Origin of the sequence: Phaeocystidibacter marisrubri, from assembly GCF_008933165.1 — a bacterium.
GTDB lineage: Bacteria > Bacteroidota > Bacteroidia > Flavobacteriales > Schleiferiaceae > Phaeocystidibacter > Phaeocystidibacter marisrubri.
In genome coordinates, this window is the sequence record NZ_WBVQ01000002.1 from 23,519 (window position 1) to 49,303 (window position 25,785).

The 25,785-nt window shown below is 42.5% G+C and carries 24 protein-coding genes; 13 read left to right on the top strand and 11 right to left on the bottom strand.

Annotated elements, in window-relative coordinates; all coding sequences use genetic code 11:
• Positions 1-24: 24 nt before the first annotated feature.
• Positions 25-3,720: a T9SS type A sorting domain-containing protein gene (locus tag F8C82_RS07435; RefSeq protein ID WP_151692959.1), complete on the bottom strand. Its 3,696-nt coding sequence runs from the start codon at positions 3,718-3,720 to the stop codon at positions 25-27.
• Between the two features lie 187 nt (positions 3,721-3,907).
• Complete coding sequence (locus F8C82_RS07440) at positions 3,908-6,088, bottom strand: WG repeat-containing protein (RefSeq protein ID WP_223279514.1); 2,181 nt, start codon at positions 6,086-6,088, stop codon at positions 3,908-3,910.
• Between the two features lie 130 nt (positions 6,089-6,218).
• On the opposite strand from F8C82_RS07440, the gene F8C82_RS07445 reads away from it, so the two are divergent.
• From F8C82_RS07445 to F8C82_RS07475, 7 genes are all read left to right on the top strand, one after another.
• Positions 6,219-8,072, top strand: coding sequence for a hypothetical protein (locus tag F8C82_RS07445; protein WP_170266186.1), 1,854 nt, complete (start codon positions 6,219-6,221; stop codon positions 8,070-8,072).
• A gap of 156 nt (positions 8,073-8,228) precedes the next feature.
• Positions 8,229-8,894, top strand: a complete 666-nt coding sequence (locus F8C82_RS07450) for a hypothetical protein (RefSeq protein ID WP_151692962.1) — start codon at positions 8,229-8,231, stop codon at positions 8,892-8,894.
• A gap of 982 nt (positions 8,895-9,876) precedes the next feature.
• A complete protein-coding gene (locus tag F8C82_RS07455; protein WP_151692963.1) occupies positions 9,877-10,467 on the top strand; it encodes a hypothetical protein in 591 nt (196 codons plus the stop codon).
• The gene (locus F8C82_RS07460) at positions 10,454-11,518 is read left to right on the top strand and encodes a DUF262 domain-containing protein (RefSeq protein WP_151692964.1); all 1,065 of its coding nucleotides are present in this window, start codon (positions 10,454-10,456) and stop codon (positions 11,516-11,518) included. Before F8C82_RS07455 ends, F8C82_RS07460 begins: the two co-directional genes overlap by 14 nt.
• Positions 11,519-11,623: 105 nt before the next feature.
• Positions 11,624-12,118 carry a DUF4304 domain-containing protein gene (locus F8C82_RS07465; protein WP_151692965.1) on the top strand — a complete coding sequence of 165 codons (495 nt, stop codon included), beginning with the start codon at positions 11,624-11,626 and terminating at the stop codon, positions 12,116-12,118.
• A gap of 47 nt (positions 12,119-12,165) precedes the next feature.
• Positions 12,166-12,750: an ankyrin repeat domain-containing protein gene (locus F8C82_RS07470; RefSeq protein ID WP_151692966.1), complete on the top strand. Its 585-nt coding sequence runs from the start codon at positions 12,166-12,168 to the stop codon at positions 12,748-12,750.
• Between the two features lie 458 nt (positions 12,751-13,208).
• The gene (locus tag F8C82_RS07475) at positions 13,209-13,973 is read left to right on the top strand and encodes an NAD-dependent epimerase/dehydratase family protein (RefSeq protein WP_151692967.1); all 765 of its coding nucleotides are present in this window, start codon (positions 13,209-13,211) and stop codon (positions 13,971-13,973) included.
• A gap of 201 nt (positions 13,974-14,174) precedes the next feature.
• Here the strand turns inward: F8C82_RS07475 and F8C82_RS07480 are convergent, their stop codons facing one another.
• From F8C82_RS07480 to F8C82_RS07505, 6 genes are all read right to left on the bottom strand, one after another.
• Positions 14,175-14,807 carry an NAD(P)H-dependent oxidoreductase gene (locus F8C82_RS07480; protein ID WP_170266190.1) on the bottom strand — a complete coding sequence of 211 codons (633 nt, stop codon included), beginning with the start codon at positions 14,805-14,807 and terminating at the stop codon, positions 14,175-14,177.
• Positions 14,800-15,525, bottom strand: coding sequence for a GNAT family N-acetyltransferase (locus F8C82_RS07485; RefSeq protein ID WP_151692969.1), 726 nt, complete (start codon positions 15,523-15,525; stop codon positions 14,800-14,802). The genes F8C82_RS07480 and F8C82_RS07485 overlap by 8 nt, the downstream gene beginning before the upstream one ends.
• A 3-nt stretch (positions 15,526-15,528) precedes the next feature.
• Positions 15,529-15,981, bottom strand: coding sequence for a DMT family transporter (locus tag F8C82_RS07490; protein WP_151692970.1), 453 nt, complete (start codon positions 15,979-15,981; stop codon positions 15,529-15,531).
• 1 nt (position 15,982) lies between these two features.
• Entirely contained in the window at positions 15,983-16,381 is a 399-nt protein-coding gene (locus tag F8C82_RS07495; protein ID WP_151692971.1) for a DoxX family protein, read from the bottom strand.
• A gap of 152 nt (positions 16,382-16,533) precedes the next feature.
• Positions 16,534-17,148, bottom strand: coding sequence for a hypothetical protein (locus F8C82_RS07500; protein ID WP_151692972.1), 615 nt, complete (start codon positions 17,146-17,148; stop codon positions 16,534-16,536).
• Positions 17,149-17,210: 62 nt separating this feature from the next.
• Positions 17,211-17,882, bottom strand: coding sequence for a Crp/Fnr family transcriptional regulator (locus F8C82_RS07505; protein WP_151692973.1), 672 nt, complete (start codon positions 17,880-17,882; stop codon positions 17,211-17,213).
• Positions 17,883-17,969: 87 nt separating this feature from the next.
• On the opposite strand from F8C82_RS07505, the gene F8C82_RS07510 reads away from it, so the two are divergent.
• Together F8C82_RS07510 and F8C82_RS07515 are read left to right on the top strand one after the other, a co-directional pair.
• Entirely contained in the window at positions 17,970-18,668 is a 699-nt protein-coding gene (locus tag F8C82_RS07510) for a DUF4386 domain-containing protein (protein WP_151692974.1), read from the top strand.
• Positions 18,665-19,624, top strand: coding sequence for an NAD(P)-dependent alcohol dehydrogenase (locus F8C82_RS07515; protein WP_151692975.1), 960 nt, complete (start codon positions 18,665-18,667; stop codon positions 19,622-19,624). Before F8C82_RS07510 ends, F8C82_RS07515 begins: the two co-directional genes overlap by 4 nt.
• Here the strand turns inward: F8C82_RS07515 and F8C82_RS07520 are convergent, their stop codons facing one another.
• Positions 19,625-20,194, bottom strand: coding sequence for a Crp/Fnr family transcriptional regulator (locus F8C82_RS07520; protein WP_151692976.1), 570 nt, complete (start codon positions 20,192-20,194; stop codon positions 19,625-19,627). It abuts the gene before it with no gap.
• A gap of 159 nt (positions 20,195-20,353) precedes the next feature.
• On the opposite strand from F8C82_RS07520, the gene F8C82_RS14885 reads away from it, so the two are divergent.
• The 4 genes from F8C82_RS14885 (at position 20,354) to F8C82_RS07540 (ending at position 23,846) form a co-directional block, all read left to right on the top strand.
• A complete protein-coding gene (locus tag F8C82_RS14885; protein WP_151692977.1) occupies positions 20,354-20,569 on the top strand; it encodes a GDCCVxC domain-containing (seleno)protein in 216 nt (71 codons plus the stop codon).
• Between the two features lie 88 nt (positions 20,570-20,657).
• Entirely contained in the window at positions 20,658-21,224 is a 567-nt protein-coding gene (locus tag F8C82_RS07530) for a helix-turn-helix domain-containing protein (protein WP_151692978.1), read from the top strand.
• Positions 21,225-21,313: 89 nt separating this feature from the next.
• Positions 21,314-23,542 carry a heavy metal translocating P-type ATPase gene (locus F8C82_RS07535; RefSeq protein ID WP_151692979.1) on the top strand — a complete coding sequence of 743 codons (2,229 nt, stop codon included), beginning with the start codon at positions 21,314-21,316 and terminating at the stop codon, positions 23,540-23,542.
• A 94-nt stretch (positions 23,543-23,636) separates the two neighbouring features.
• Positions 23,637-23,846 (top strand): heavy-metal-associated domain-containing protein, encoded by a 210-nt coding sequence (locus tag F8C82_RS07540; RefSeq protein WP_151692980.1) that lies wholly within the window; start codon positions 23,637-23,639, stop codon positions 23,844-23,846.
• Positions 23,847-23,944: 98 nt separating this feature from the next.
• On the opposite strand, the gene F8C82_RS07545 is transcribed toward F8C82_RS07540, so the two are convergent.
• Entirely contained in the window at positions 23,945-24,946 is a 1,002-nt protein-coding gene (locus tag F8C82_RS07545; RefSeq protein WP_151692981.1) for an LLM class flavin-dependent oxidoreductase, read from the bottom strand.
• Positions 24,947-25,098: 152 nt separating this feature from the next.
• Positions 25,099-25,740, bottom strand: coding sequence for a hypothetical protein (locus F8C82_RS07550; protein ID WP_151692982.1), 642 nt, complete (start codon positions 25,738-25,740; stop codon positions 25,099-25,101).
• Between the last annotated feature and the right edge of the window lie 45 nt (positions 25,741-25,785).

Sequence of the window (25,785 nt, forward strand, 5' to 3'; positions counted from 1 at the left end):
GCTAAAGTTTAATAATCTAATTACTTATTGAAGAATGATATTACCGCTGTAAAGCGTTGTCTCATCATTTCTCATTTTTATCACATACACTCCTGCAGGTTGTTCATTCAAGTCAATTACTGAGAAAGATCGAGATACATCTTTGATCACCTCTGTGTGAACAATTTGACCTGTGATTGATACAACTTCTACAGTCACTGACTCAGCAGTCATAAGATCGATTGGATTCCATTCCAAAGTTACTACACCATTTGAAGGATTAGGGTAAACTTCTGCTGAAACACTAGGAACTAATGGACGGTCTGAATTAATGTTGGCAGATTCCGCTGACATCTTGAAAGAACCGGCACCAGTCATTACTGGCTCAATATAATCAGTATTCACCCCATTCAAATGAAGCAACGCTTTTGCTTTTTGAACCGAAGCCCCTGTTCCACTATTATACACATCCTCAAGTGCTGTAAGTGAAGCAGCTGATAAGGAATGCATTGGTGTACCATTCTCTTTAGCCGCAATGATCACATCATAAAAAGCTACTGTAGAATTATAGATACTAGTTTCGTATGAATTCAACGAATAATTAACAGGAATGTTATTAAGAACACTTTGAGCATTAGTCAATTCACCCTCTGCAAGATGAATCTCAGCTAACAGGTATTGATAGCTAGGCATTGATTCACTTGATAAGAAAGACAATAGATTTGACTTTTCAGTCTCAATCGAAGCAAGACATCCACTAATGTAATCGTCTTTCGCTTGATCAAGACTACCTATGGTATAAGATATCTCTGCTTGCAAAACATCAAACGCTGAAATAGTCTGAGTCTCATTCTCAATATCATCCAAAGTTTGTTGAGACAATGCTGGATCTCTATTGACTAGCGCCTCCCATATCTCAGGATTTCTAGCACCATGTGGATTTGCTACAAATACATTTCTCAATGCTAATTCAGGAAAATCAGGCTTCTCCAATAATTCCATTAACAAATAGTCCTCCACATATGGAGAGGCATCCATAAGAGATATGTACAAATCCTGATATTCTTGTTGATCATCAGCAAATAATACTTCAGCCTCAAGAGCTGCAGTATTCCCTCCATTTATAAACTGAGTTCTTAGGCTATTATTAGAGCTTAACTGAGACTCCATACTTGTAATCTCGTTGCCCAATGTCGGCAAGTCATAAGACTCAGACTCAGGCTCATCCCCACAATAAGTTGTCGGATCATACCCTACTGTATTGTTAGTGATATTCTTGATAACATCAATTGTCACATACGTTGGATCCACTAATGGTGTAGATGCCTCATATGAATAGATTACGAATGACTTAGACAAGTTCGAAATCTGAGTCGAACCTGAATACACATTGTCAAAAGTATTATGAGGAAGTGTAGCAACAGTTGACTGATCATAACCTTGAAGCATACTTACACCGGTGTTCTGAGTGAGAACTACTGCATCCACATGGATATCAACATCCTCTCCGTAAGTTGTTCCCCATTGATTAGTGTACCCGAAGTGGTTACATTGGAAATACAATCCAGGCTTTGAATTATCTGCACCATTCATGTTATCTCCAATAGCTTGGATTCCGTAATCAAAGTTATCGAACTCATTAGCATAAACTCTATTCACAACGGGACCAGAGTTTGCTACGATCAAACCTACAGATAACTCAGTACCTGACTCAACGGTAGCCTTGAAAGAGTTTTGACGAACATCAAACTTTCCACATTGATCAACATACACTCCATACCTTGCAGTTTGAGCTACTGGCGGCTGCCCCCCTGGAAAGGCTATGTAGGAATTGGGAACATCAATATGATTGTCAACGATATGAACACCTGCAACTAATCCAGAAACATATACACCATGTAGATTATTCTTAAAATCAGTGTTTTTCACATTAACAATGTCATCGCTTAATGATTCCAGAGAGTAGTTTTCACTTCTAATTCCTTCAGCAAAACCTTCAACTTTTGAACGCTGGAAAGGCAATCCTCCCTCATTGATAGAAAAAATTGAGTTTTGAGCAAAAATCGCTTGAGCGTAGTTGATGTAGTCTCCTGTATTCTCATTCAAGAATTCACAACCTTCAAAGTCAATACCAATACACTCATACATTGAAACGGCTGAAATCATTGCATCATGACGATAATCATCAGTTTTTCTAAAGGTTGAGTTAACCAAATTAGAATAGTAACCGTAATTATTATCATTAGAGAATTTATGTGGCAAATATTGAATGTCACGTCTATTATTTCTAAACTCTGCTCCATTCAATAAAACAATACCTCCTTGAGTTCCCCACTGCCAGTTTCCGCTTTGATCAATACCAATAGTGGTAACAGCGTCACGAGCATGCTCAATTGCGCCGTTCAATACTCTTAATGTTCCTTGAGTATTCAAACTCTGAGCAGTATTATTATCTCCTTCAAGATATACACCGCCCCATGTCCCATTAGAAGGCCCATCGTCCGCAGTGATTATTCCTCCTTCAATATATAATTGTCCACCAGGTTTAACAATAATACGTGCCTGCTGAACCATCGTCAATCGACATTTAATTGTAAGGATAACACCTGGGTTAATTACGATATCAGAGTAAACCTTCATTCGAAAATCCCAAGTCTCACTAGTACTTACAACTAATGGAGTCTCCGAATATCCTGTAGTTGCCTTGCTGACGTTATTAAGCGAAATTGCTCTGTGCGAGCGACCAGCTTGCATTGGCGACATGTAATGCTGAGCATTAGATGCCATAATATTATTGGTTATCCCATCATTGTCAGAAAGAAACGGATCTCCAACAATACCAGGATAACATGGTGAAGGAGAACACCAAGGTGCATCAAAAATATCAGATAAGAAGTCCGGATTATTTGTGTTCAATGACTCAGTACAATTGTTTTGAATCGGATTCACATGACACAATCCTATGATATGCCCTAACTCATGTTTAAGGTGATGAGCCAAACTCCAATCCCGATAATTTTGAGATCCAAAAACAGCTTCACTTACAGGGCAATTATCATTTGTACTCGTTGGAATACAACCATAGCCCGTGTTGTGAGGATCATCTGAAGTCACAATATTCAGACTAGTACTTGACGCATACCCCCATGCATTCGTAACAACATTCATAGGGAAAATATGGATATTCACTCGATTGTGCATTTCTTCAGCGTACTGCTGCCGAGCAACAGCTGTTGCCTGAGTAACGTTATACGCATTAGAAGTCTGTACAAAAAGAATCTCGTCTAAAACGACTCTTATCTTTCTGTCTTCTAAATCAGGAATTCCGTCAATTGGATCTGATGGTGCATTGGACCAGAGATCATAAAACTCATCTGTCCATTGAGCAATTTGATTTAACCTCGCTAAGTGAGCTGGGGTATTCTGCCAGTTCACTGCCGGAGAGTTTCCCGCATTCTGATAAATAATGAAATTCACATGAATTTCTTTGTCAGCGGTGGTCGATGTAGGTATCCAATTATCCTGATCAGAATAATAGTTAACATATGAAGTACTCGAATACGTACAAGTCATTCCAGACGGCTCCCATTTAGTCTCGGTTTCTGACTCGGGCTCAGGTCCGGCATCTAAGCCTCCACAACTTGTCGAAGATTCGTAAATGGATTGCCCAAAAGCTCCTATGGAAATAGACCATACGAAAGCTTGAGCAAGCCAAAATCTAATTTTAGCTCTGCTTTTCATGAGAGAAAGAGATTTAATTAATAATTATCCGAATCTACATAAAAAATAGACAGAGTGTAACCCTACCATGGAGCTATAAGGGATCAAACCTCCAAATTATTGGAGCTATTAGAGAGTATAAAAAAGTACCATGTTGCAATTGTACGAGATAGTGATATATAGAATGAAATAGCATTACCTCATAATTCTACCGATTCGCTTTACTCACATGATATGCGTTGTACGTGCACGGCACTTCTTCGCTAATGGACATTCCATTCACTACTTCGCCATCGCGATCATACTCGTACTCTAAGACTATTCTCATTGTGGATGGTATATCTCCATTGTTAGTTTGGATTGTTCCAACAGGATAGATGTGATGATTCTTAACTGGGTTGTCAAATTGCCATTTCCCCACACGCATCCAACTTCCTCGATGAAACAACTCAATGTGCGCCTTCATTCTGGACAATTCCCCTCCTGAATCATTAATGATGGACCATTCATATTGTGAATCCCAGTCTGTCCAATCCAACTCGAGTTGAACACCTCTGGGTCTAAAAAATGGAATGGAGTAATAGGTAAAATGATCCCCGGTATATCTTCTTTCACGATTGAATTCGTTAACATAAAAGCCAGGTCCATTCGGCAGAAAACCTGGCTCATAACCGACGAAACTTGAATGATGAAAATCAAATGCTAATCGTTTCTCCGTAGACGTAATATATCCCCAAGTACTCAAGTAATTAACGAACACCACTTCAGCACTAATGTCTAAAATTGAAGTCGATAAATATTCGTCATTACTCAGTAAAATTGAGTTTCCAGAATCAAAGAAGTACACAAAGTCGGAGTCACTACCGTACACAGTATAATTAGTTACACACCAGTCAGGCTCTCCTATTCGTTCATATCCCCAAAGGGAGCTTGAGTTTAACGAATCCCACAGGACTGTGGCTCCTAATTGCCGAACAGATAGAGATCCAATGCGTCTGTATCGGTTGTTTGTATATCCCAAGTAGAATTTCGCCTCATATCCGAGATTATGCAGGCGTTGTCTTTCAGCTTGACCGTCATGTCTAAGTGGTGACGGGATATTCTCTCTGATTGAATTATATGTCAAAGCCTTTGGACTCTCATAGTCGCGTTGCCCCCAGGAATTATAGGTGTAGTACTTAGAAGAATCTCTATCAAAGTAAGGAATGGAGTAGGTATAAGTAGGTGTAGAAACATTATCTGACCATCCATCTTTTCTTCTAACCCGCGGTTTAAGGATAGTGTCGTTTCCAATTTGATTTCCCAAGGAGTCAACAAGAATCCATTTTTCAACTAATCGACTTCCAAATCGATCCAACGTGTCCATATCATTTGCAATACGCACTAAACAATGGTGACCCTTCCAAACTGATATATTATCGAAAGTTTCAGGAAACAGCACTTCTCTACCTTTTGCACTAACAACACCCACGCGCACATTCTCTAGCCAATCCCACCTCTTATAAAAGTCAGGTCTAGATTTACCAATCTTAAATGTTGCCATTTGGTATCCAGAAAACTTCGAAGTCCTTCGGCGAAGAGGAGAGAGGAAAAGAAGCTTGTTATTGTCGCCTACAGTTAAACCCAATCTATCCTGCCAATATTGCTCTTGACTTATACTGTCACCATAACCTAGCCACTCGATATCGGCATAACCTAAAGGAAGGAAATCTGCTTCCATTGAATTCAGATGTCCGCTGAGAATTCTATTCTGAGAATAATAATATGCACCCCAATTTAGTTCGGTCCTTGAGCTATGAATTACTTCGCCTTCACTAAAAAAAATATTACCTCCTTCACGCATATTCAAGATACACAGAATTGAATCGTGAAGACGATAAGCTTCAAGGAGACCGGAAGCGAGAATTTTTCCGTGCTCATCTACAAGTTGCTTACCCCTATAATCCGAGAACAAGTACTCTCCCTCTCCAACAAATACTAAACCTTGCCCCAAATCTACTCTACGTAGCTCTCCTTGCTGTCCTAATTCGAATTGATAGCTTGAATCTAGTATGTCATTCGATGTTAAGTTGCTCAACTCATTCCACGATAGAACTAGCTCCTCGCCGTTGATGACAACTCTCAATCCGAGGTTGTATCGCCAGGTGACATCTTCGAATAACAGCTCCCCGATTTGCTCGCCAGTTGTTTCAATGAGGTAGTAGTACCCTGAATCCCGAACAACCGCTCGAGAGTCGTGGAAGGTCCCAGCAAATGAAAACTGCGGCTCGATGACCATCTCACCTTCAAGATTGATATATCCCCATTTCTCGCCAGGGTTCACTGGGAGCAGGCCTTGTGCGATGGCAAATTGTGACGTGAGCAATATGAAGAATAAGATTCTGTGCATGAGAGAGGATTTCGTACCTAATATCATCACGAAGAGGGAGATGTGCAAGTTGGCTCCAAGAATCTTAGTTGCGATGAATGGCCTATTATTTGATATCATTAAGGAATCAATATCTCTGATCTTCTCCTTCATGTCAATTAATAGCTCTCTTCGGTTGAAGTTTTGTGTTTTTATTGGGTTAAGCATTCAATCATTTATCCTTGCTCAAGATTTGCCTTTTGTTCAAGCTGAATATACCTTAGACAATCTTGAGACTTTGCAAATTCAGGATTTCACCTTTCAATACGAAGAAGTCAACACTCTTCTGAAAGAAAATCATATTTCCGGCACCGGTTGGCGACTGGACGGAGTGCTTCCTTCCTCATTTGAGACTGTCTCTATTCCAAACGTACGCGATGAAGTAGTAGTTGTTCAATATTTAGGGCACGCCTATGGAGATGAGCTCAGTCTGCGGCTGTTCGTTCGAAACATAGATTCGAGTTTTACCATTCCTCTTGCAATGATTGGGGGAGACTCCGATTCATACTCCACCGAAACAAAGTTTGACTTCTCAGAAAACAAGCTTTATAGAATTCAGGTTGTCAAGTCTTTGATAGTTGATGACTTTAACATGACCTTCTATCAATTTGACACGGTAAGGTCTACTTATTCGTATGACAATCTGTTTAATCTAAGATTGCTAGGTGAGGAGAAGAGCACTTACTCGTCTGACCCCTTAACTACTTCACCATTAAAGTTCAACCTTCCTTGCTCCTCCAGAGATTCTCTATTCGCAGTTTCCATTTGGAGAAATCTTGCTTTCGAATGTTCCGGACAGCGACCATTGAATTCAATCTCGAATGAGCAACTTTCAAATGAACTTATGCCTGTTTCAGATGGATGCGCGAGATCTCTTTTAAATTCGAGTCTCACATGCTCCATCGAACCCGTTAAATTTTGGGTTAGTGGAGGACGCCTATTATATGAGACAGGAATTTCAGAATTAATCCTCTACACTGGAACGGATACAATATTTTTAACTTACTTCGAACCTGACTTGTACAATGAGTTGTCCATGCTAGAGATGCCTGTACTAACCGACCCGAGTATTTCACTATTTCGACAATCCGAGTATAACGAGGGATTCCACTTCATTCTCAATGACGGGAATTCACACAGAATGCTAACCATCAGAAACGATTCTCTACTTCTCTTGCCTTTCCCTAAAAGCCATACTAGCAATGACGCCATGCTCGACGAGCTCATTTCCATAGTTCAAGGCACAGAACACCAAAGCTCTTTGATGCCCATTGAATTTAGAGAAGATGGATTTAATGGTCGGAAGGACTCCCTTCAGCTTACACGAATAATTCACAGGGCGGTTCTAGAAGAGATGTCGTTTGCTGACTCTTCCTTGAGTACAAGCGCCCTTTTATCAATTGGCCGAAGTGAAAGTATTGAACCTATAACAAGACTTCATCAAATTGAAAATGGACATGTGGTTGAAGTTTGCTTCAATTACTCCGAGCTACGGGGATATACAGGGTTCACATGCTACAATAGCATCATCCAGAGTGTAAGTTCACGTTCAACTCCTATTACCACAAGTAGTTCGACAATTGACACTCTTTTTCAATTATCTAACAAGGATATCGCATTAATACAAGGCTACTCAGGGAGCTTCTATGATTCTAGAAGCTACTTCAACGTGACTTTCTTAAATCGCATCGATACAGGGCAATACGACTTACAATGGGACTCAACCGATTTCCCTACTGGGTTTGATGCGGAGTTAGAGAATGGAAGCGTGATTCAGTTTACAGTACCATTTCAATTTGAAAATAGAAAATTGAGTCTATCAGCAGACCGTTCAACCATAACGATAGTAGTCATTCCTAGTACGGACCAGGACTCTTTTGAAGCATCACCTATCACACTTGAATTGAAAATCGAGGATAACATTATTCGATTGGAAAACCCTACTGAGTATAACAAGAATAGGTAATCAGCAATTACTTGCTACCTTTACAGGGATGTTACTTTTTGAGAACTTCTGAGCGAGAAGCAAGTCTCTGAGATGCAGGTTTTAACATCGAACCAAAACATGCTCAACACCTCATTCTTCGCTTATAATTAATTCTTATCGACAATTGATACCCGTATGAAATATGGACTCAGTATTTTCTTTTCAGTATTATTCACACTCGGAATGGTTAGGGATACTCAATCTCAAAACATCAAAATTGATGGATATTGGGGCTATCCTGAATTTGAGAATGGTAGTCTAGATGAGCTGTATCCGCATGGGTTTTCATGGGATGAATTAAGTAGTGTAGCTGACTTTTACCGCCAAATTGCCTGCGAAGGAGGGTCGATTGAAGAAGACAAAATCAGGGAGGCCTTCTATAATGATAAGAGAATATCAATACTTCGATTTGGTATTAATGAAGCATCAGAAGCCCTTACTCACGAAGTGCTTGAAGATGTAAATGTCGATTCACTACAATACGAACTTTACAAATTTGATAATAACGAACCTCAACCGAGTATTAACGGCCATAGGGTATACATGTCTGGGCATTGTAATACAGGAATCTGCTCATTCAGTTCTCACACTTGTTATGTCGGAGGTGGTGTTATGATTAAGGCTTCTGCTAAATACTTTTGGATTCCATTAGTTAAAATCGACGGAGACAGTAAGCTTCAATATTTCTCCTATATCAAGGACAATCAACTTTTTGTTATTCAAATTTATCCGCATTCCTTCAATCATTATGATAGGATATCGACAGGTCAGAAAGTGATTAATCTTGAGGAGTTTTTTTAGAAGAGTCATTTCTTCAGGACTCATACTGGTTGTAATGTTGGAGTATGATCCCAGAATGAGCTAGATTGAACCAATGACCTTTGAACTAATCTCACAGAATAACAAATTCTCCAACCTATAAAAACAGTACACCTCAGAATATATGTCGACCACTGCTTCATCGAGGTAACATGGCATATTACAATTCTTATTCTATTTCATCTTTGCTAATTAAAAGTATCTTCGAGCTAAGGTCACCAACTGAGAACTTCTGAGCGAGAAGCCCTCTGCACTGAGAAGTCTCTAAATCGTAACCCTTCTGAGAAACATAGCTCTGAAACATTGATTTTCAGGACGATATATGAGAGGTTCATTTCCCCCTCTCACCGCGAAACTTGAAAACCCCGCAAAGCAATGCTTTGTGGGGTTTTTACTTTTTAGAGCTTTCCTCAAAGCTCCGCTTTGAAAGGAAAGAAATGAAAAGTAAAAACCAGGATACGACGAAGGAGTAGCCGCAGGTTTTCAAGTTTAGCACAGGTTTCCCCTTATGGGATCACAGCCGAAGCACAGCGGAGGTTGTAATCGCCAAGCTCCCCTTTTAAAGAAATGAAAAGTAAAAACTAGGATACGACGAAGGAGTAGCCGTGGGTTTTCAAGTTTAGCACAGGTTTCCCCTTATGGGATCACAGCTGAAGCGAAGCGGAGGTTGTAATCCCTTGGAATCCTTTACCGAGATAGATCATAGAAAAATAGAACTTGCGGATCATTGAATAACTCTAAAATGGTCTCGAATTGTGAATAGGAAATTGGCAGAGGATATGACAATGATATCGATGACAAGGAAGTAGAAAGTTTCAATTAGCGTGAGAGAGGGCCGAGGGGACTTTTTCTTTTTGTAGATTTAACCTGATGCTTGTTCTCTCAAATCTATTCATATCAAGATCATTTCAGAGATAAAGCAAGTCCAAACTGAATATGTCAACGAGTTGTGCATAATTAGAAAATGGACAAGCAAGAACTTGTAGAGCATATTAAATCCAAGAAAGAATTGGATATCTATTATGACTATTTGCTAGGTCAAGAGGTTTGGTATTTCCAGAACAATGGACCAGACTTCAGTTCTGATTATGATCAGTTCAAAAAATTTATTTCAAGAAACCTTGGCATTCCTTTTAATAATATTTCGATTGTAGGAAGTGCAAAGACACGCTACAGTTTCTCTCCTTCAAAGAATTTCTCTGAATTTCATGAAGAGTCTGATTTCGATTTAATAATTGTATCAAGAAGGCTATTCTATGACATTTGGGAAGCATATCGCAAGATTTCCAACAACCAGTTCTTACATGGTTATGAATATAAGTGCGGCAATGTATTTAATGGATTTGTAAGTCTAAAAGATGATGATAGAACTTATGGAAATGAAACCTTAGAGAAGTGGCAAAAGCTAATTCTTTCTTTTAAAGCAGAATTACAATTGAAATTCAATATTCAACACGAAATCAACTATCGCATATATTCCGATTGGGAATCTGTTGAAGCATACCATTTAAAAGGTATTACAAAACTTAAAAACACACTAGATGAAACTAATTGAACAAATAGACATACAACCACAAAGTGCCAAATGGCTTCATGATCTCAATGACAAAGGGCTTTTAGAGGTTGACAACTCTTTTCAAAGACACTACGTTTGGACTCTCAAAAATCAAGTTCAACTTATAGAATCTATTCTTTTAGGTTATCCAATACCAGAAATCTATTTATGGAATACAGGAACTGATGAAGATACAGGAGATACCAAATACTCTATCATTGATGGGCAACAGAGGTGTGGTGCAATTTTTCAATTTATTGCCAATACTTTTAAGCTCAAGGAGAATCACTTAGACTCAAATAGTAACAAGTTCGCAGTAATCAAGAATCGCCATTTCAAGGACTTGGAGACGGAAGAAAAAAAAGCTCTATGGGCCTACATATTTTCAATAAGGTTAGTTAGATCTCAAGTTGACCGAGATTCCATTGTCAAAATGTTTCTACGACTGAATAGTAATAACATGACGCTTAATCCTCAGGAATTAAGAAATGCCGAGTTTGAAGGTGAGTTTATGACACTCGCATCTACGCTTGCCGATTTAGATTTTTGGGAGGAAAACAAAATTTTTGGTGTAGCCGACAGACGAAGAATGAGGGATATATCATTTATTGGTACCCTTCTCGTATTCATGAAAAAGGGCATCTCAGAGGATATTTCGAATGCCAATTTGAATCAGATATACGATTTGTATAACGATGAATATCCGGATAAAGAAAAGGATCAAGAGAAATTTGAATTTATCTTAAGCTCCATTCACGAAATCATTAATTCAAATTCAGATAGAATGAAATTCCTTAGAAGGCAAGTTCATATGTACTCCTTGTTCACCGTGGTTTATGATATATTAAGTGATAATGATAATTTGACAGATGAGCAAATACTCAATTATCAAAACTTCATTGACAATTATGATAACGATGAACTCTTAGAAAAGCACTTTTCAGACCTCATGTCCGAAGTATATCAATATAAATCCCTATCAAAAGAAGGGACAAGGCAAAAATCTAATCGGTTTGAACGACACCGAATTTTGAAGAAAATAATAAAATAACTATGCACAACATCGTGTATAGCACATACCCTGCGGGATACGTGCCATACACATGGCCGTTAGCCCCTAGCTGAAAAAGATGACCGCTAAAGACAAGCAGATAGAATTCATAAAGTCTTATTTGAAGCCGAAACTCAAAGACGAAGGTTTTCGCACGTCAGACAAACCTGGTGGAAAATAAATGATGACTTCTGTGTCGTGATTAATCTTCAAAACTCACAATGGAACAGTAAGGAATTGTTAAGCTTTTGTTCTAATATCGGCGTTGGACTGACAGAGAACCTTAAAGACCCCAGTAGAAAAAAGGCGACTTACTTTGATATAGTAACAAATCTGAGAGAAGAGGCATACTTATCGGACGACAGGAAGAAACACAGGTTTAGACCTGAAAGTGGGCTTGGCTACACATTGACTACCCACACTAACCTAGCAGACTTTATCTCGGAGCTCAGCATTGATTTTGAAAGCGATATTCTACCGAAATTAGGAAGCCTGAGAACCATTCAAGATTGTTTAGACTTCTATCGACAATTTGATATTTGGGGAAAACAACTTCAGAATCAAGTTGATCGATTGAAGCTCAAGCAGGATGTCAACTAAGACCACCCACGTCCGATTTAACGGATGTGCGTTTCCAAGAAAACAACATGAAACGTCTCTTCTCCTTCCGTAAAACGCAAAATCTTGACACCAATGAGTTGAAACGTGCTCTTTATCATGCAGATCTAAAGACGATCAAGGAGTTTGTGAAAAACGGACTCGATGTGAATCAGCAAATTGAAAGTTTCGATTCAGACTCTATTTTGATAAGGGCCATTCCTTGTTCTCCTGAAAAAAGAGGATCAAAACAACATTTAGGAGTAATTGATTACTTGCTGAGTCAAGGTGCAGATATCAATCAATATAATATGGACGGATACAACTCCCTTCATATAGCTCTTTCCCACCATGACTTATCTGGAGTTTCACTCTCCCTACTTGAGAACGGTGAAGCCAATGTGAATTTAGCGGATAAGCCCAATGGCAACACTCCCCTCTTCATCGCGATTCGAGAATATGGTCTCACCTGGCGAGAAGATCAAAAGGAGGTGAATCATCTGCGGTATAAAATCATCGAGAAGTTACTCAATCGTGGTGCCCAACTAGACCATCCCAACATCCACGGCGTCACTCCCAGATTTTGGACAGAAAGGCTGAATTCTGATGACCCGATTCATGCTCTTCTCACGTAACCCTCAACCTTCAGAGCCCTACACTTCCCGTATTTGCTCACTTCCGCACGATTTTGCGCTTTGCTTTTCCCTCTGCCCGTTCTAAAATTGTCCTAGTCAATTAACACTGACTAGTGATAAGATTGGAAATAAAATATCACCTTACTTCAAAAGCACGCCACAAAATATGTTCAACCATAACTTTCTTAAATTGACCAAATGAATGTATGGCGCCTCATGAACACAATTGCCCATTCGACGGTTGCATCGATATCATGAGTAAGATCCTGAATTTGAAGGTGGAGAATTTGAACTGAATAATCTACTTCACTGTTCAATTGAAATGCCTCTTACTAAGGCCTGTGAATTTTTTCCAGAGGATGAGAAAGAAGAACGTATGTTCAAGTCTTACGCGGAATTCCCCTTCAACGAAATACACAAAGCCAAACCATCACAACCCCCTCAAAAACTAATTTAACTTGCAACAGAAAATAAGCATATTGGGATGTGGCTGGCTGGGATCGGCCTTGGCCACTGAATTAATCCGCAGTGGCTATGAAGTGGCTGGCTCAACCACTTCGCTGGAAAAAATGAGCGACCTGTCGGAAGCGGGAATTAAGCCATTTCTCATGAACATAAGTTCGATAGACTCTACGATTCAGAACTTTCTATCTGCCGAGATTTTGATTGTGGCCATAACGAGTAAGAACATCGAGCATTTTGTGGATCTTATCGAATGTTTGGAGGCCTCTGAGGTACAAAAAGTGCTCTTCATTAGTTCCACCTCTGTCTACCCAAACACCAATGAAGTGGTCAGGGAAAGCACGAATACCTTGCTTACCCCTCTTGTTGAAATTGAACAACTATTCACCTCAAACCCTTCTTTTCACTCCACCATTCTTAGGTTCGGTGGTCTCTTTGGCTATGACCGTAAGCCTGGAAACTTTGTTCGATCCAAGAAACGTATTCCAAACCCTGAAGGGTACATCAACTTTATTCATAGAGATGATTGCATCGCGATAATCGGAGAAATAATTAAACAGAACGCGTGGGACGAAATCTTTAATGCCTGTTCCGATAGTCATCCTAAGCGAAGAGATTTCTACCGTAAAGAAGCGAGAAAAATAGGTCTTGACTCCATTGAGTTCGACGAAGACTCCAAGAATGAATTCAAAATCGTCAACTCCGAGAAACTAAAGGCACACTTGGGGTACAGCTTCAAGTATTCCGATTTAATGGAGTAAAAGAATATTAGTGTAGATCGTCGTGTAAGTTGTGTGTGAATCGGAATTGAACCTGTTTCTAAATAGCTTACTCAACGATGGTAGATGATTAATCTCTCACACCTCCACCACTCTCACAATAGTGAAAACCCCGCACAGTTCTGCGGGGTTTTTGTTGTACTTGAATAAATAGACGCTTGGAAAAACATCAAGCCCCCTCTTCTATCTAACCTCGAATAATTCAGATATACTTTTTCTGGTTTTGGGGTAATTGGCATAAATGTCCTTGTCGTTTCGCACACCAACGGGAACAATGAGGCAAGATTTGAGACCTTCGGATTTCAAACCCAAGATATCATCTACTTTCTCGATGTCAAATCCTCCCATCGGACAACTATCTATGCCTAGTGTTGCCGCTGCTAGCAGGAGGTTGTTCATGGCAATATGGACTTGAGAAGACATCCAGGTTTCGAGCTTCTCATCCGACATAGCCCCCATCCAAGAGTCGATGGATTGTTGATAGGGTTGCAGTTCTTCTACCTTTCGCCCCTGATTCTCTGCCAATTTCACAATAAGATCTTCTACCTCTTTGGATTGATACTGACGTTGATGAGCAAAGACAAAAACATGTGAAGCTTCACCAATTTGCTTCTGCCCATAAGCGGCCTCCATGATGGCGGATTTTACCTCCTGCGAATCGATGATGAAAACCTTGTAAGGCTGAAGTCCAAAGGAAGACACACTGAGTTGTACGGCCTTCTTCAGGACATCTAATTGTAGGTCGGTGAGACGAACACTGGAGTTAAATGACTTGGTTGCATATCTCCATTCCAGCGCTGTAAGTAAATCAGTCATTGTTCTTGTTTTTAGCTGTTTGCGCATAGTTCTGCTGAATAAATTCTGTGTGAAATCCCATCTTCTCATACAGCGGCTTACCCGCTTCTGAAGCTTGTAGAACAAGGTGGGTTTGAGGGCGATCCTTTACGATAAAGAAGAGCGCTTGCATTATTTGTCGAGCATATCCCCTCCCTCGAAACACGCGTAGAACGCCCATGGAATGCACTCCCATCACCAAGGAATCGGTACCATACAAAACCGCTGTACCCACCAACTCTCCATCAACTCTGGCGAGGTAATACTCAATGGACTCTCGCGTTGATTGAACCGTTTTGGCAGAAATAGAATAACCGAATGAAACGGAGAATAACGCACTCCACTCTTTCGCAGTTTCATCATCGGATACCCGAATCAATGTGAGCTCAGATTGGCGAGGACTACGGTCTATGGCCTTCACCATCCCATATTGGGTAGAAAGCAATCTGAGACTCGCATACTCTATACTCGGTTCTCCAAACGCCGTTAAAGTCAGACCGGGATTGGCATCCATAAATTCTACGGCGAGTTGCCAATTCTCAAGGGCGCTTTCGTCCTTTAGCCATATCCGATTGGGCCAGCTTTCATCGCGGATGTACACTCCGGCTAGGGCATGGTTCTCAAACGAAAGTCCGCGTTCCATGCCTACCGTTTTCCACAGGCTCTTGAGGTTGTTGATGTTTAATTCAATGGTGTTCATTTGCTACGATTTTGAAGTAATGAGGAGGACTCCCACCACCATAAGTGCCATTCCCACAGCTTTGGTCAAGTTGATGGGTTGAGCGGGTAGATTGAACCACCCTTGATGTGAGGCTATTGCGGAAAAGACGATTTGTCCTACCAACCCTGCGGCTATGGTGGTGTTGATTCCAATCCGTGGAATAATCACGAAGTAGATCCCAATCCCCAATACGCTGAAAATGGCTCCGCTAAACCACAAATGGGGAGCTGCTTGCTCTAGAGAAACACTATTCCGAAAGGATTTAGAAATCCAGAGCAACCCCGAAATCACGGCTCCGCCTGCCAATGAGATGGAAATGGCTGCCAGCGGTTGATTTAGGGCCTTCCCCAGTTGACTGTTGAATCCGCTTTGAATGGCCAATGCAGCCCCACCTACAAAGGCCACAAAGACCAGTAATCCGTTTACGAAGCTCATCTCAGTCCCATTTAGTTGTTGAGGATACAGCCCATTTCCCCGCACCTGTCAGAGCGAGAACAACCCCACCCATCATGAACATGAAGAGCAGATCCAGAGACCAACCTCCATGAGGATTGAGGACAAACAGATCTCCAGTTCGGGCTACAAAAAAAGCCACCAGTGTATTGAAGCTGAAGATGAGAGAAGCGATTCTCGTCCTGAATCCGATGAGCATTGCGAGCGGCGCAACAATTTCACCGACGAGAACGCCATAAGCGAAAACAGATGGGAATCCCATGGATGCTAGACTGCTAGCAATCCAGTCGAAACCGTTGACGATCTTACTGATGCCGTAAAACAGCATGGGAAAAGCAACGGTAATTCGAGTTAAAAAAACGGCGATGTTGAAATGTGTCATGGTTTTATTGTTTTGAGTTTTGGGGCGGATGGTTGGAGGACGGATGACAGAGGACAGAGGACAGATGACGGTGGACAGGTGACGGAGGATAGGTGACGGAGGATAGATGGCGGAGGCTGGATGACTGGAGTTTGGTGTTTGACGACTGCAGACTAAATCACCGCCATTACAAACACGCCAATATTCGTCAGAGGGACTTCTCGGTTTCTGAATTGATCCATTTTGAAGGCAGCACCAAAAGAGATATCATTCATGGTAAGACCTAAGCGCATCTGTTGAATCACACGGTCCATCCCCTTGTGATCGGAGTTGTGAATGACAAACGTGTCGAACAAGAATCGGAGTTTTTGAGAGAGCATAGGATTAAACCTCAGCGAGAAATTTTGCTCGAGTGTGGCCCTATCTCCCACAAACGTGAGTCCTAAGAAGTAAGAGGTTTGAAAAGACTCATAGCGATAGGTGTACTGTGCACCACCGGTGGTGAAAATCCCCGTGTTCTTGATTCCTGTTCCCACTAGAAATCGCCAGGATTTCAGATCGTAATTGAAAGACGTCCGTGTGAAGTAAAGGAGGTTTTCCGTAGACTCATACTCGGCGTCCATCAGTGTGATGTTCGTGATGGAATACGTACTCGACAGGTCTACTTCAAATCGATGAGCGTAAACTTGTGAACGCTCTCCAAAAAGCAAGCTTGGAGCGAAACTCGTTTGCGCAATGGCAGTGGTAGTGCAAACGACTAGAACGGTTAGATAGATGATTCGTTTCATATCAGTAGTTATTGATTGGAGGCAAAACTACTGGCAGTCAGAACCCTACAGCTTAAGCTATCTTAAGAAAGATCTTTTGCATGTTTTTTTCGCAGGTGACTGAGAAACTCGGGGGTCACTCCCAGGTAGGAAGCAACAACGTACTGAGGGATGCGCTGCTCGATATTCCGGTACTTCTTGATAAAGTCGAGATACCTACTATAGGCGTCTTGCGACATACTATGAATGGTACGCTCTTGAAGGGCAACATATCCCCCTTGGATTTTCTCCCGAAAGAAGTGAGAAAATGCAGGGATCTTGAGATAGAGTGCTTCCAACTCTTTCTTAGGAATTCGAACGAGTACAGTTTCCTCTAGCGCTTGGGTATACAATTCGGATGGCACCCATCGAATGAAACTGGAAAAATCACTCACCCACCATCCCTCTACACCTACTTGTAAGGTGTGCTCTTGAGCTTGCTGATCCAAATAAAACACGCGCAAACACCCCTTGTGAATGAAATTCATGTGCGTGGATATCTGTCCCGGTTGTACCAGAAATTCTTTCTTTTTCAACACCTCTAATGACAGTGAAGGTTCGAGTTCTGCAAACTCTTCCTCTGTCAGTTCTACATGGGTTCGAAATTCTTCAAACAGATGCTGAAAGGCTATTTGGGTTGGATCGCTTTCCAAGAGTGTACGGGGATTAGGAGGACGAAAGTTACTCAAAAGGGCATTAACGAGAGGATGCTCCATTCCTTTCTTAACATAGGTTAAGAAGTTGAACCTATCTCCCATCTGAATTTTGCAGCTCAATGAAATGAACCTATAAAAACGATTGACATGCGAATTAACAGTAAAACACTATCGTTGGGAGGAGCCATGTATCTCCTCATTTTCATCGGAGCCTTTTTTAGTGAAGGAGCCATTCGAGGCACAATGTTCCTGTGGGATGACAGTACCGCCACTGTGGATGCCATTCAGAACAATTCCCGTTTCTTTCAAATCGGCATTCTGGGAGATTTGACGGCCTTCATTGCCGACGTATTCATCAGCATACTTTTCTTTTATCTCCTCAAACCCGTGGGTTCTGTTTTAGCAGCTACGCTCAGTGCATTGCGCCTGATAGCTCACCCAGCTATTGGAATTTCCAACTTACTCTTTCAATTCCAAGCGGGAAACCTAGCCATTCATGCCACTTCTTTTAGTGATGAACAAGTGGCAGAATTGACCATGAATGCAGTAAAGACACACCACATGGGCTACCTCCTAGCAGGTGCGATGTTCGGCGTCCATTGTTTCCTATTGGGATATGCGATGTACAAATCTGGCTTCTTCCATAAAGGATTAGCCATCCTGATGCTCGTTGCAGGTATTACCTATGTCTTGGAAACTTATGGCAGTGTAATCTGGCCAAATCAGTCGGAAATGTTCTCCTCCATTGTGATGCTCTTTGCTGTGGTTGCCGAAATTTGGCTCTTGCTCTGGCTCCTTATTCCCGCGTTCCGAAAGAAGTATTCTTCAACTATTGTACAGGCATGAGAGCATTTGTAAACGACACTTACAGTGCGGTTCCGAAGCTCCAAATGAGCGTGAACTATCCGGAACCTAAACTTGGCGAAGGTCACGTTCGTATCGCGGTCCGAAGTACCTCCCTTAATGCTGCTGATCTTATCATGATGAGTGGCAAACCGCTTGCCGTTCGAACGATGTCGGGACTCTTTGGACCGAAGCACAAAGTCTTGGGAGCAGATGTGGCTGGCGTGGTGGTGGCTATGGGTCCGAATGTTCATCATCTTAAAATAGGAGATGCCGTTTTTGGCGACCTAAGTGCTGATGGATTTGGGGGTTTGGCCGAATACGTTTCAGCACCTGCCTATCGGTTCATTCCAGTTCCCAGAGGCTTGTCTTTTGAGGAAGCCGCCAGTTTGCCGATGGCAGGCGTAACAGCACTGAAAGCCTTGCGAGATAAGGCCAATGTGAAACGTGGAGATCGCGTATTGATCATCGGCGCGTCTGGAGGAGTGGGGTCTCTCGCTGTCCAATTAGCCACCGCCATGGGAGCGGAAGTATGGGCCGTTTGTAGCTCAAAAAAGAGGGATAGCGTTCAAAATCTCGGGGCAATGAAGGTGATCGACTACAAGGCGGAAGATTACACCAAGAGCAAGGTTAAGTACGATGCTGTGATAGATATGGCAGCCAAAGTCAGTTGGAAACAAATCAAAAACATCCTCGCCCCCAGCGGCGTGTATGTTCCCGTGGCGGTATCTCTATCGGCTACCTTCGCTTCCCTATTGGGGGGATCAGCGAAAAGAAATCAGATTCGTCCGCTGCTCTCTAGTCCGAGTGCCGCCGACCTATATGAAATTTCTAAGTATGTGGAGAGTCTTCAACTAAGGCCCGTCATCCATCAAACCTATCCCTTAGAACGAGTAAATGAAGCGATCCGCTCACTTCAGAAGGGAGAGGCCTTCGGAAAAATTGTGATTGCGATGTAATCAATCCCCACCTTCCGACATTCTCCTTCGAATCCGACTCAATGACTCTGGCTTGATGCCCAAATAGGAGGCCAAGTGATACTGAGGAACGCGTTGCAGTAAATCAGGTCGGGTCTTCATAAGGTTGATGTATCGCTCTTGAGGCGATTCAGAGAGAAGGGATTCAAATTGGTGTCGGAGGTTCTGAAAATCATCCTCCATCGAACCTCTGCAAAGGGATTCAAATCCATCGATAGCGGAAAACAACTTCGCTTCCGCTGAGCTTGTAAGCACCGCTATCGATGTTTCTTCCAAACATTCTAAACTTCTATCAGAAGACTTCTCCAGAGATTCTGCAATGGAATCTCCTTCGGTATAAAACTGAATGTTCCGTTCTTCCCCATCCACATTCCGAAGGAGACGAACCAACCCTTTCAACACAAAAAAGCCCTGAACAGTCTCACTTTTCAATGCAGTGATACTGGCCCCTTTGGGATATGTATGAATGGGAATCAATTTTCGGATGAGCTCTTTCTGTTCATCCTTGAGTTTCAGTTCTTGACCGATGATCTCGCCTAGGTCCATTGACATGGGATTAAAATTACATCGAATATTTCAATCCCAAAGCGACAGATGTATAGCCTTACAATTCACTTCATTGTAAACTCACTACCTTCGATTCAGACGTCCGTTTTGAAGGGACACCGGAAAGCTTTATCGAGTTTCACAATTGCTCTTCACTAATTCTAAATGAGCGAAGTAATTCTACAATCCACTATTACCTGTCCCAAGTGCGGTCACCAGAAGGAGGAAACCATGCCTTCAGATGCTTGTCAGTTTTTCTACGAATGTGAAAACTGCGGAGAAGTTCTGCGTCCAAAAAAAGGCGATTGTTGTGTGTATTGCACCTATGGTAGCAGGGCTTGCCCGCCCATTCAAGAGTCAGGAAGAAGTTGCTGCTCGTAACCCTCCTGCCCTTCTTCGGACTGAATTGATTTACTTTTGCCTTGTTGAAAGTACAATTGAAGTTCGCTACCAAACATAAATAGATGACATGTCACAGGTTCTTCACATTAAAAACATGGTTTGCCCGAGGTGTATTACCGCGGTGAAGAACGCCTTCACAGAACAGGGACACGACGTGCAAGATGTCGCCCTTGGTGAAGTTGTGCTTAATCAACCCCTTTCAAAAACCTCTCGAGACACGGTATCGGAGACCTTGAAAAAACTGGGGTTTGAGCTCTTGGAAGAAGGTCGGTCTAGCCTGGTTTCCAAAATCAAAACACTCATCATCGACCGCATACATCACAATGAAGAGGAAAGAACGGAGAATTTCTCCACTTACCTCGCCGATCAACTTTCACACGACTATTCCTATCTAAGTCGACTATTCTCCTCGGTAGAAGGCATCACCATCGAGCGTTTTGTCACTCGCCAAAGGGTGGAGAAAGTCAAGGAATTACTGTTCTACGACGAGCTTTCCCTCAAAGAAATCGCCTACCGATTGAATTACAGTAGTCCGGCGTACCTATCTACCCAATTTAAAAAGGAGATTGGAATGACGCCAGGTGAATTCAAGAAACTGCATCGTCCGGGTCATCACCCTCTGGATAGCATTTGACGAAATCTTAAAAGTCTTCCACAAAATTCTGTAAAGATTCCACCTTCGTGCCTTTGGACATTTGTACCTCAATCAAATGATCCATTGACATGAACTCAACAGAATCAAATACCATCGTGCGCACCATCCCAGTTACGGGAATGACGTGTGCCGCTTGTGCCTCAAGTGTGGAGTCGATGTTATCGCACACGGCAGGCATCGTCCGCGCTAGTGTCAATTTTGCCACAAGCTCTGTTCTGGTTGAATACACGCCAGATACAGACCCGAAATCCATGCAAAGCGCAGTTCAATCCATCGGCTATGATCTCATCATGGACGAGGAGAATGCGAAAGAAGTGCAAAGAGATGCACAGCATGCGCATTATGAAAGTGTAAAGCGGAGAACCATCTGGTCGGCTGTCCTCACCACACCGATTTTCAGTATTGGAATGTTCGCCATGCACTGGGAACCGGGTAAGTGGATCTCCATGGTTCTCTCCATTCCTATCCTCTTCATCTTTGGCAAGAGCTACTTTATTGGCGCATGGAAAAATGCGAAGTATGGAAAAGCAAACATGGATACCCTAGTGGCTCTCAGCACTGGAATTGCCTTCCTCTTTAGCGTCTTTAACACCCTCTACCCTTCTTATTGGCTAGAGCGAGGACTGGTTCCTCACGTGTATTACGAAGCAGCTACGGTAATCATCACTTTTATCACCATGGGGAAATGGATGGAAGAAAAGGCCAAATCCAACACTTCCTCCGCCATCAAAAAGTTGATAGGTCTTCAACCCAATACAGTGATCGTAATGAAGGGCGACCAAGAGCGAGAAATCCCCATTAAAGATGTGAAAGTTGGAGATGTCATCCGGGTAAAGCCAGGAATGAAAGTTCCCTTGGATGGACGTGTTGTTTCAGGAGAATCCTATGTAGACGAAAGTATGATCACCGGGGAACCCATTGCTGTTTTGAAGCGTGAATCGAACGATGTGTTTGCAGGAACCGTCAACCAGAAAGGCAGTTTTGAATTTGAGGCAACAAAAATTGGGAGTGAAACGCTACTCGCTCAAATCATTGAGATGGTAGAACGTGCTCAAGGTAGTAAGGCTCCTGTTCAAAAGGTAGTAGACCGCGTGGCTGCCATTTTTGTACCGACCGTAATTTCCATTGCCATCCTCACCTTCGCTATTTGGATGATTTGGGGAGGCGAAAATGCCTTCACTCACGCGCTTCTCACATCTGTCACCGTTCTAGTGATCGCGTGTCCGTGTGCTTTAGGACTTGCCACGCCAACAGCCATCATGGTGGGTATGGGAAAAGGGGCCGATCATCAGATTCTCATTCGCGATGCCGAAAGTTTAGAACTCGCTCACAAAGTAGATGTCGTGGTACTAGATAAAACGGGAACCATCACCGAGGGTAAGCCCAGCATTAGCGGAATGTATTGGATTGATAACCAACAGGAAGAAACGTGGAAGTCCATCTTACTTGCCATGGAGGAAAAGTCGGAGCACCCCTTAGCTGAAGCCATCACGAACCAATTAATGGAGGAAGGGAACTCGAGAGCATCTCTGAGCCAATTCGAAAGCATCACGGGAAAAGGTGTTCGGGCAACAACAAGTGCTGGGCATCTCTATTACGTGGGTAATAAGAAATTGATGGAGGAGAATAAAGTCACTCTGTCTGAAGAGATTCTACACTTGGCCGTGCAGTGGAGCGATGAAGCTCAAACGGTCATCTACTTCGCCAACGAGCAACGTGTTGTGGGATTAATTGGAATCACCGACCGTGTGAAATCTACCTCAAAGCAGGCTGTCGAAAAACTCCTAGCGAGAAACATCGAAGTACACATTCTTACCGGGGATAATCTCGAAACGGCTCGTGCGGTAGCTCATAATGTGGGAGTTAAGCACTATCGCGGAGAAATGCTGCCTTCGGAAAAGGCCAACTACATTCAAGACCTACAGCAATCCGGTAAGACCGTTGCTATGATTGGTGACGGCATCAATGATAGTCAGGCTCTAGCCCAAGCCGATGTAAGCATTGCCATGGCAACGGGTTCGGACATTGCAATGGACGTTGCAAAAATCACCTTGATGTCGTCCGACCTCGCCTCGGTTCCAAAAGCGCTGAATTTGTCGAAGAAGACCGTTTTGGGGATCCGTCAAAACCTCTTCTGGGCCTTCATCTATAACATTATTGGCATTCCTCTCGCGGCGGGTATTCTCTACCCTTTCAACGGTTTCCTCTTAAACCCTATGATTGCGGGTGCTGCTATGGCCTTCAGCTCCGTTTCGGTGGTACTCAACAGTTTGAGATTGCGCTCGGCCCGCATTTAACACGAACCAAAAATCTTGAAGGATTGCGTCAAAATACTATAAAAGTTAGGCGAGCCTCTCCTTCTACTTTTGATCATCATTAAACAACAAAGTCATGAACGAATTCAAATTCAATACAACCATCAAATGTGCAGGCTGCATCGAAAAAGTAAAACCCTCTCTCGATGGACTCGAAGGTGTTGAATCTTGGGAAGTAGATATTCTCAACCCTAAAAAACCACTCACGGTGAAAACAGGAACCGCAACGTCTGAACAGATTGTTCGAGCCGTTCAAGGGGCGGGGTTTGAGATTGAAAGGGTGTAAAGTACGGAGTGCTACTTAATAAGTTGAAGGGAGCTTAATGGTTGTGAGCGTTGGATTGGGAATCAGACATTAGAAGCTCGTTACTCGACGCCAACAACCTAAAGCTCCCTCATCACCTCCGCAAACAACCGGAAAGACTTCAATCGATCTTCTAGACCATAAACATTGGAAACTGCGATTAACTCATCCACTCGGGTTTCTTCCACAAATTCCCGAACCTGCGTTCGGACCGTTTCTACACTTCCCACAAAGGAAAACTTGAGCATTTGGTGTAGCGCTGGATGTTGAAGCGCCTGTTGTAAGTCGGCGGTGAGTTCTGTTGGAGGCTGCAAAGCACCTCTGGAACCAGAGAGCAAACCAATAAACATTCGAATAGTAGAAGTGAATAATCTTTCTGCTTCTTCGTCGGTGTCTGCAACAATCACATTGACACCCGCCATCGTGTAGGGAGCCGCCGTGGTGTCAGATGGTTGAAACTCGTCCCGATAAATTCGCAGGGCGTTGAACAAGTGAGTAGATGCAAAGTGACTGGCGAAAGCATACGGCAATCCCTTACTAGCCGCCAAGTGCGCGCTATCTGTAGAAGAGCCCAATAAGTAGATTGGCACATCCAGACCTTCGGCAATCGGAACTCTCACCTTTGCCGATTGATTCTCCATCGAAAAATACTGTTGAATCTTTTCTATTTCTCCTGGAAAGGAATGCGCAGCTTCCATAAAATCAGAACGGATAGCTCTTGCCGTTTCCTGATCCGTACCAGGAGCTCTCCCCAAGCCCAAATCAATTCGATTGGGATAGAGATGAGCTAGAGTCGCCAGCTGTTCTGCCACAATAAGCGGCGAGTGGTTTGGCAACATAATCCCTCCCGAACCCACTCGAATAGACTGGGTATTCTCCGCCACATACCCCATCAACAAAGACGTGGCATTGCTTCCAATATTCTCAGAATTGTGATGCTCCGCAAACCAAATCCGTTTGTAGTTGAGCTTTTCTGCTTCCTTAGCAACCGCAAGTGCATTGTGCAACGTTTGCTGCACCGACTCTCCCTTAGATATTATAGCCAGCTCTAAAATGGAATAGGCTATTCTTTTGTTCTCCATGATCAATTTCAAATGGAGTTAACAGTTGACCCCTATGGTTTAGTTCAAAGGATTGGGAAATGTTTGTGGGAGGGGTGAGATGTGAGCAATGATTGATGAGACTCGAGATGGAAAGTCGATTGAATTACATCAATCGCATTCCATGAATGTTTCTATTCCTCCTCAAAAAAGGGAAACTCTCGCTCATATATATAGTCTTCCAAGGTAGGATCTTGTGGATTGAGATTCCTTCTGTTCAATTGCTCCGTGAGATTCAAAATGTCTTCCTGAAGTGTTTCAGGTAAATCTACTTGATCACTTTTCACAAATTCCTTCAGTCGTCTCATCAGCAAAACAAAATCATCAACCACCCCATAAATATGATTCCCGGCATACGCACACATCTTTGGAAAATGTCGCTTTTGTGCAGTAATGTAAACGTCAGCTCCATCCGCATATCCATTCATATCTGGGCTGTATTCTACATTTACCGCAGCTACGGCAAACAAATGTGTAATCATAGCAAACTGATGTGCACGGAGCGTCTTTTTGAAAACGGAATCTGTGGCTACCTGTTCTTCCCAAGAATATTCATGCTGATCAAGCCGAATGACTGAATCGCCATCCAGACGATAGAATGTCAACCTATCCCTCATATCAAGCAATGCGGGGATCAATTGGTAAGAGGCTAGAACATCTACAGAATCTTCTATGGGGATTTTAGGCCTATCCCTATTACATGGCGCAAAATACTGCTGACTAAAGGCCGATAAGCCGTACAAGGAAGCGAGAACTGTTACGAGAACACGAAGCATTGAGAGAACTTTAAGCGCTTTAAATTAAGTAATTCTGAATCCAAT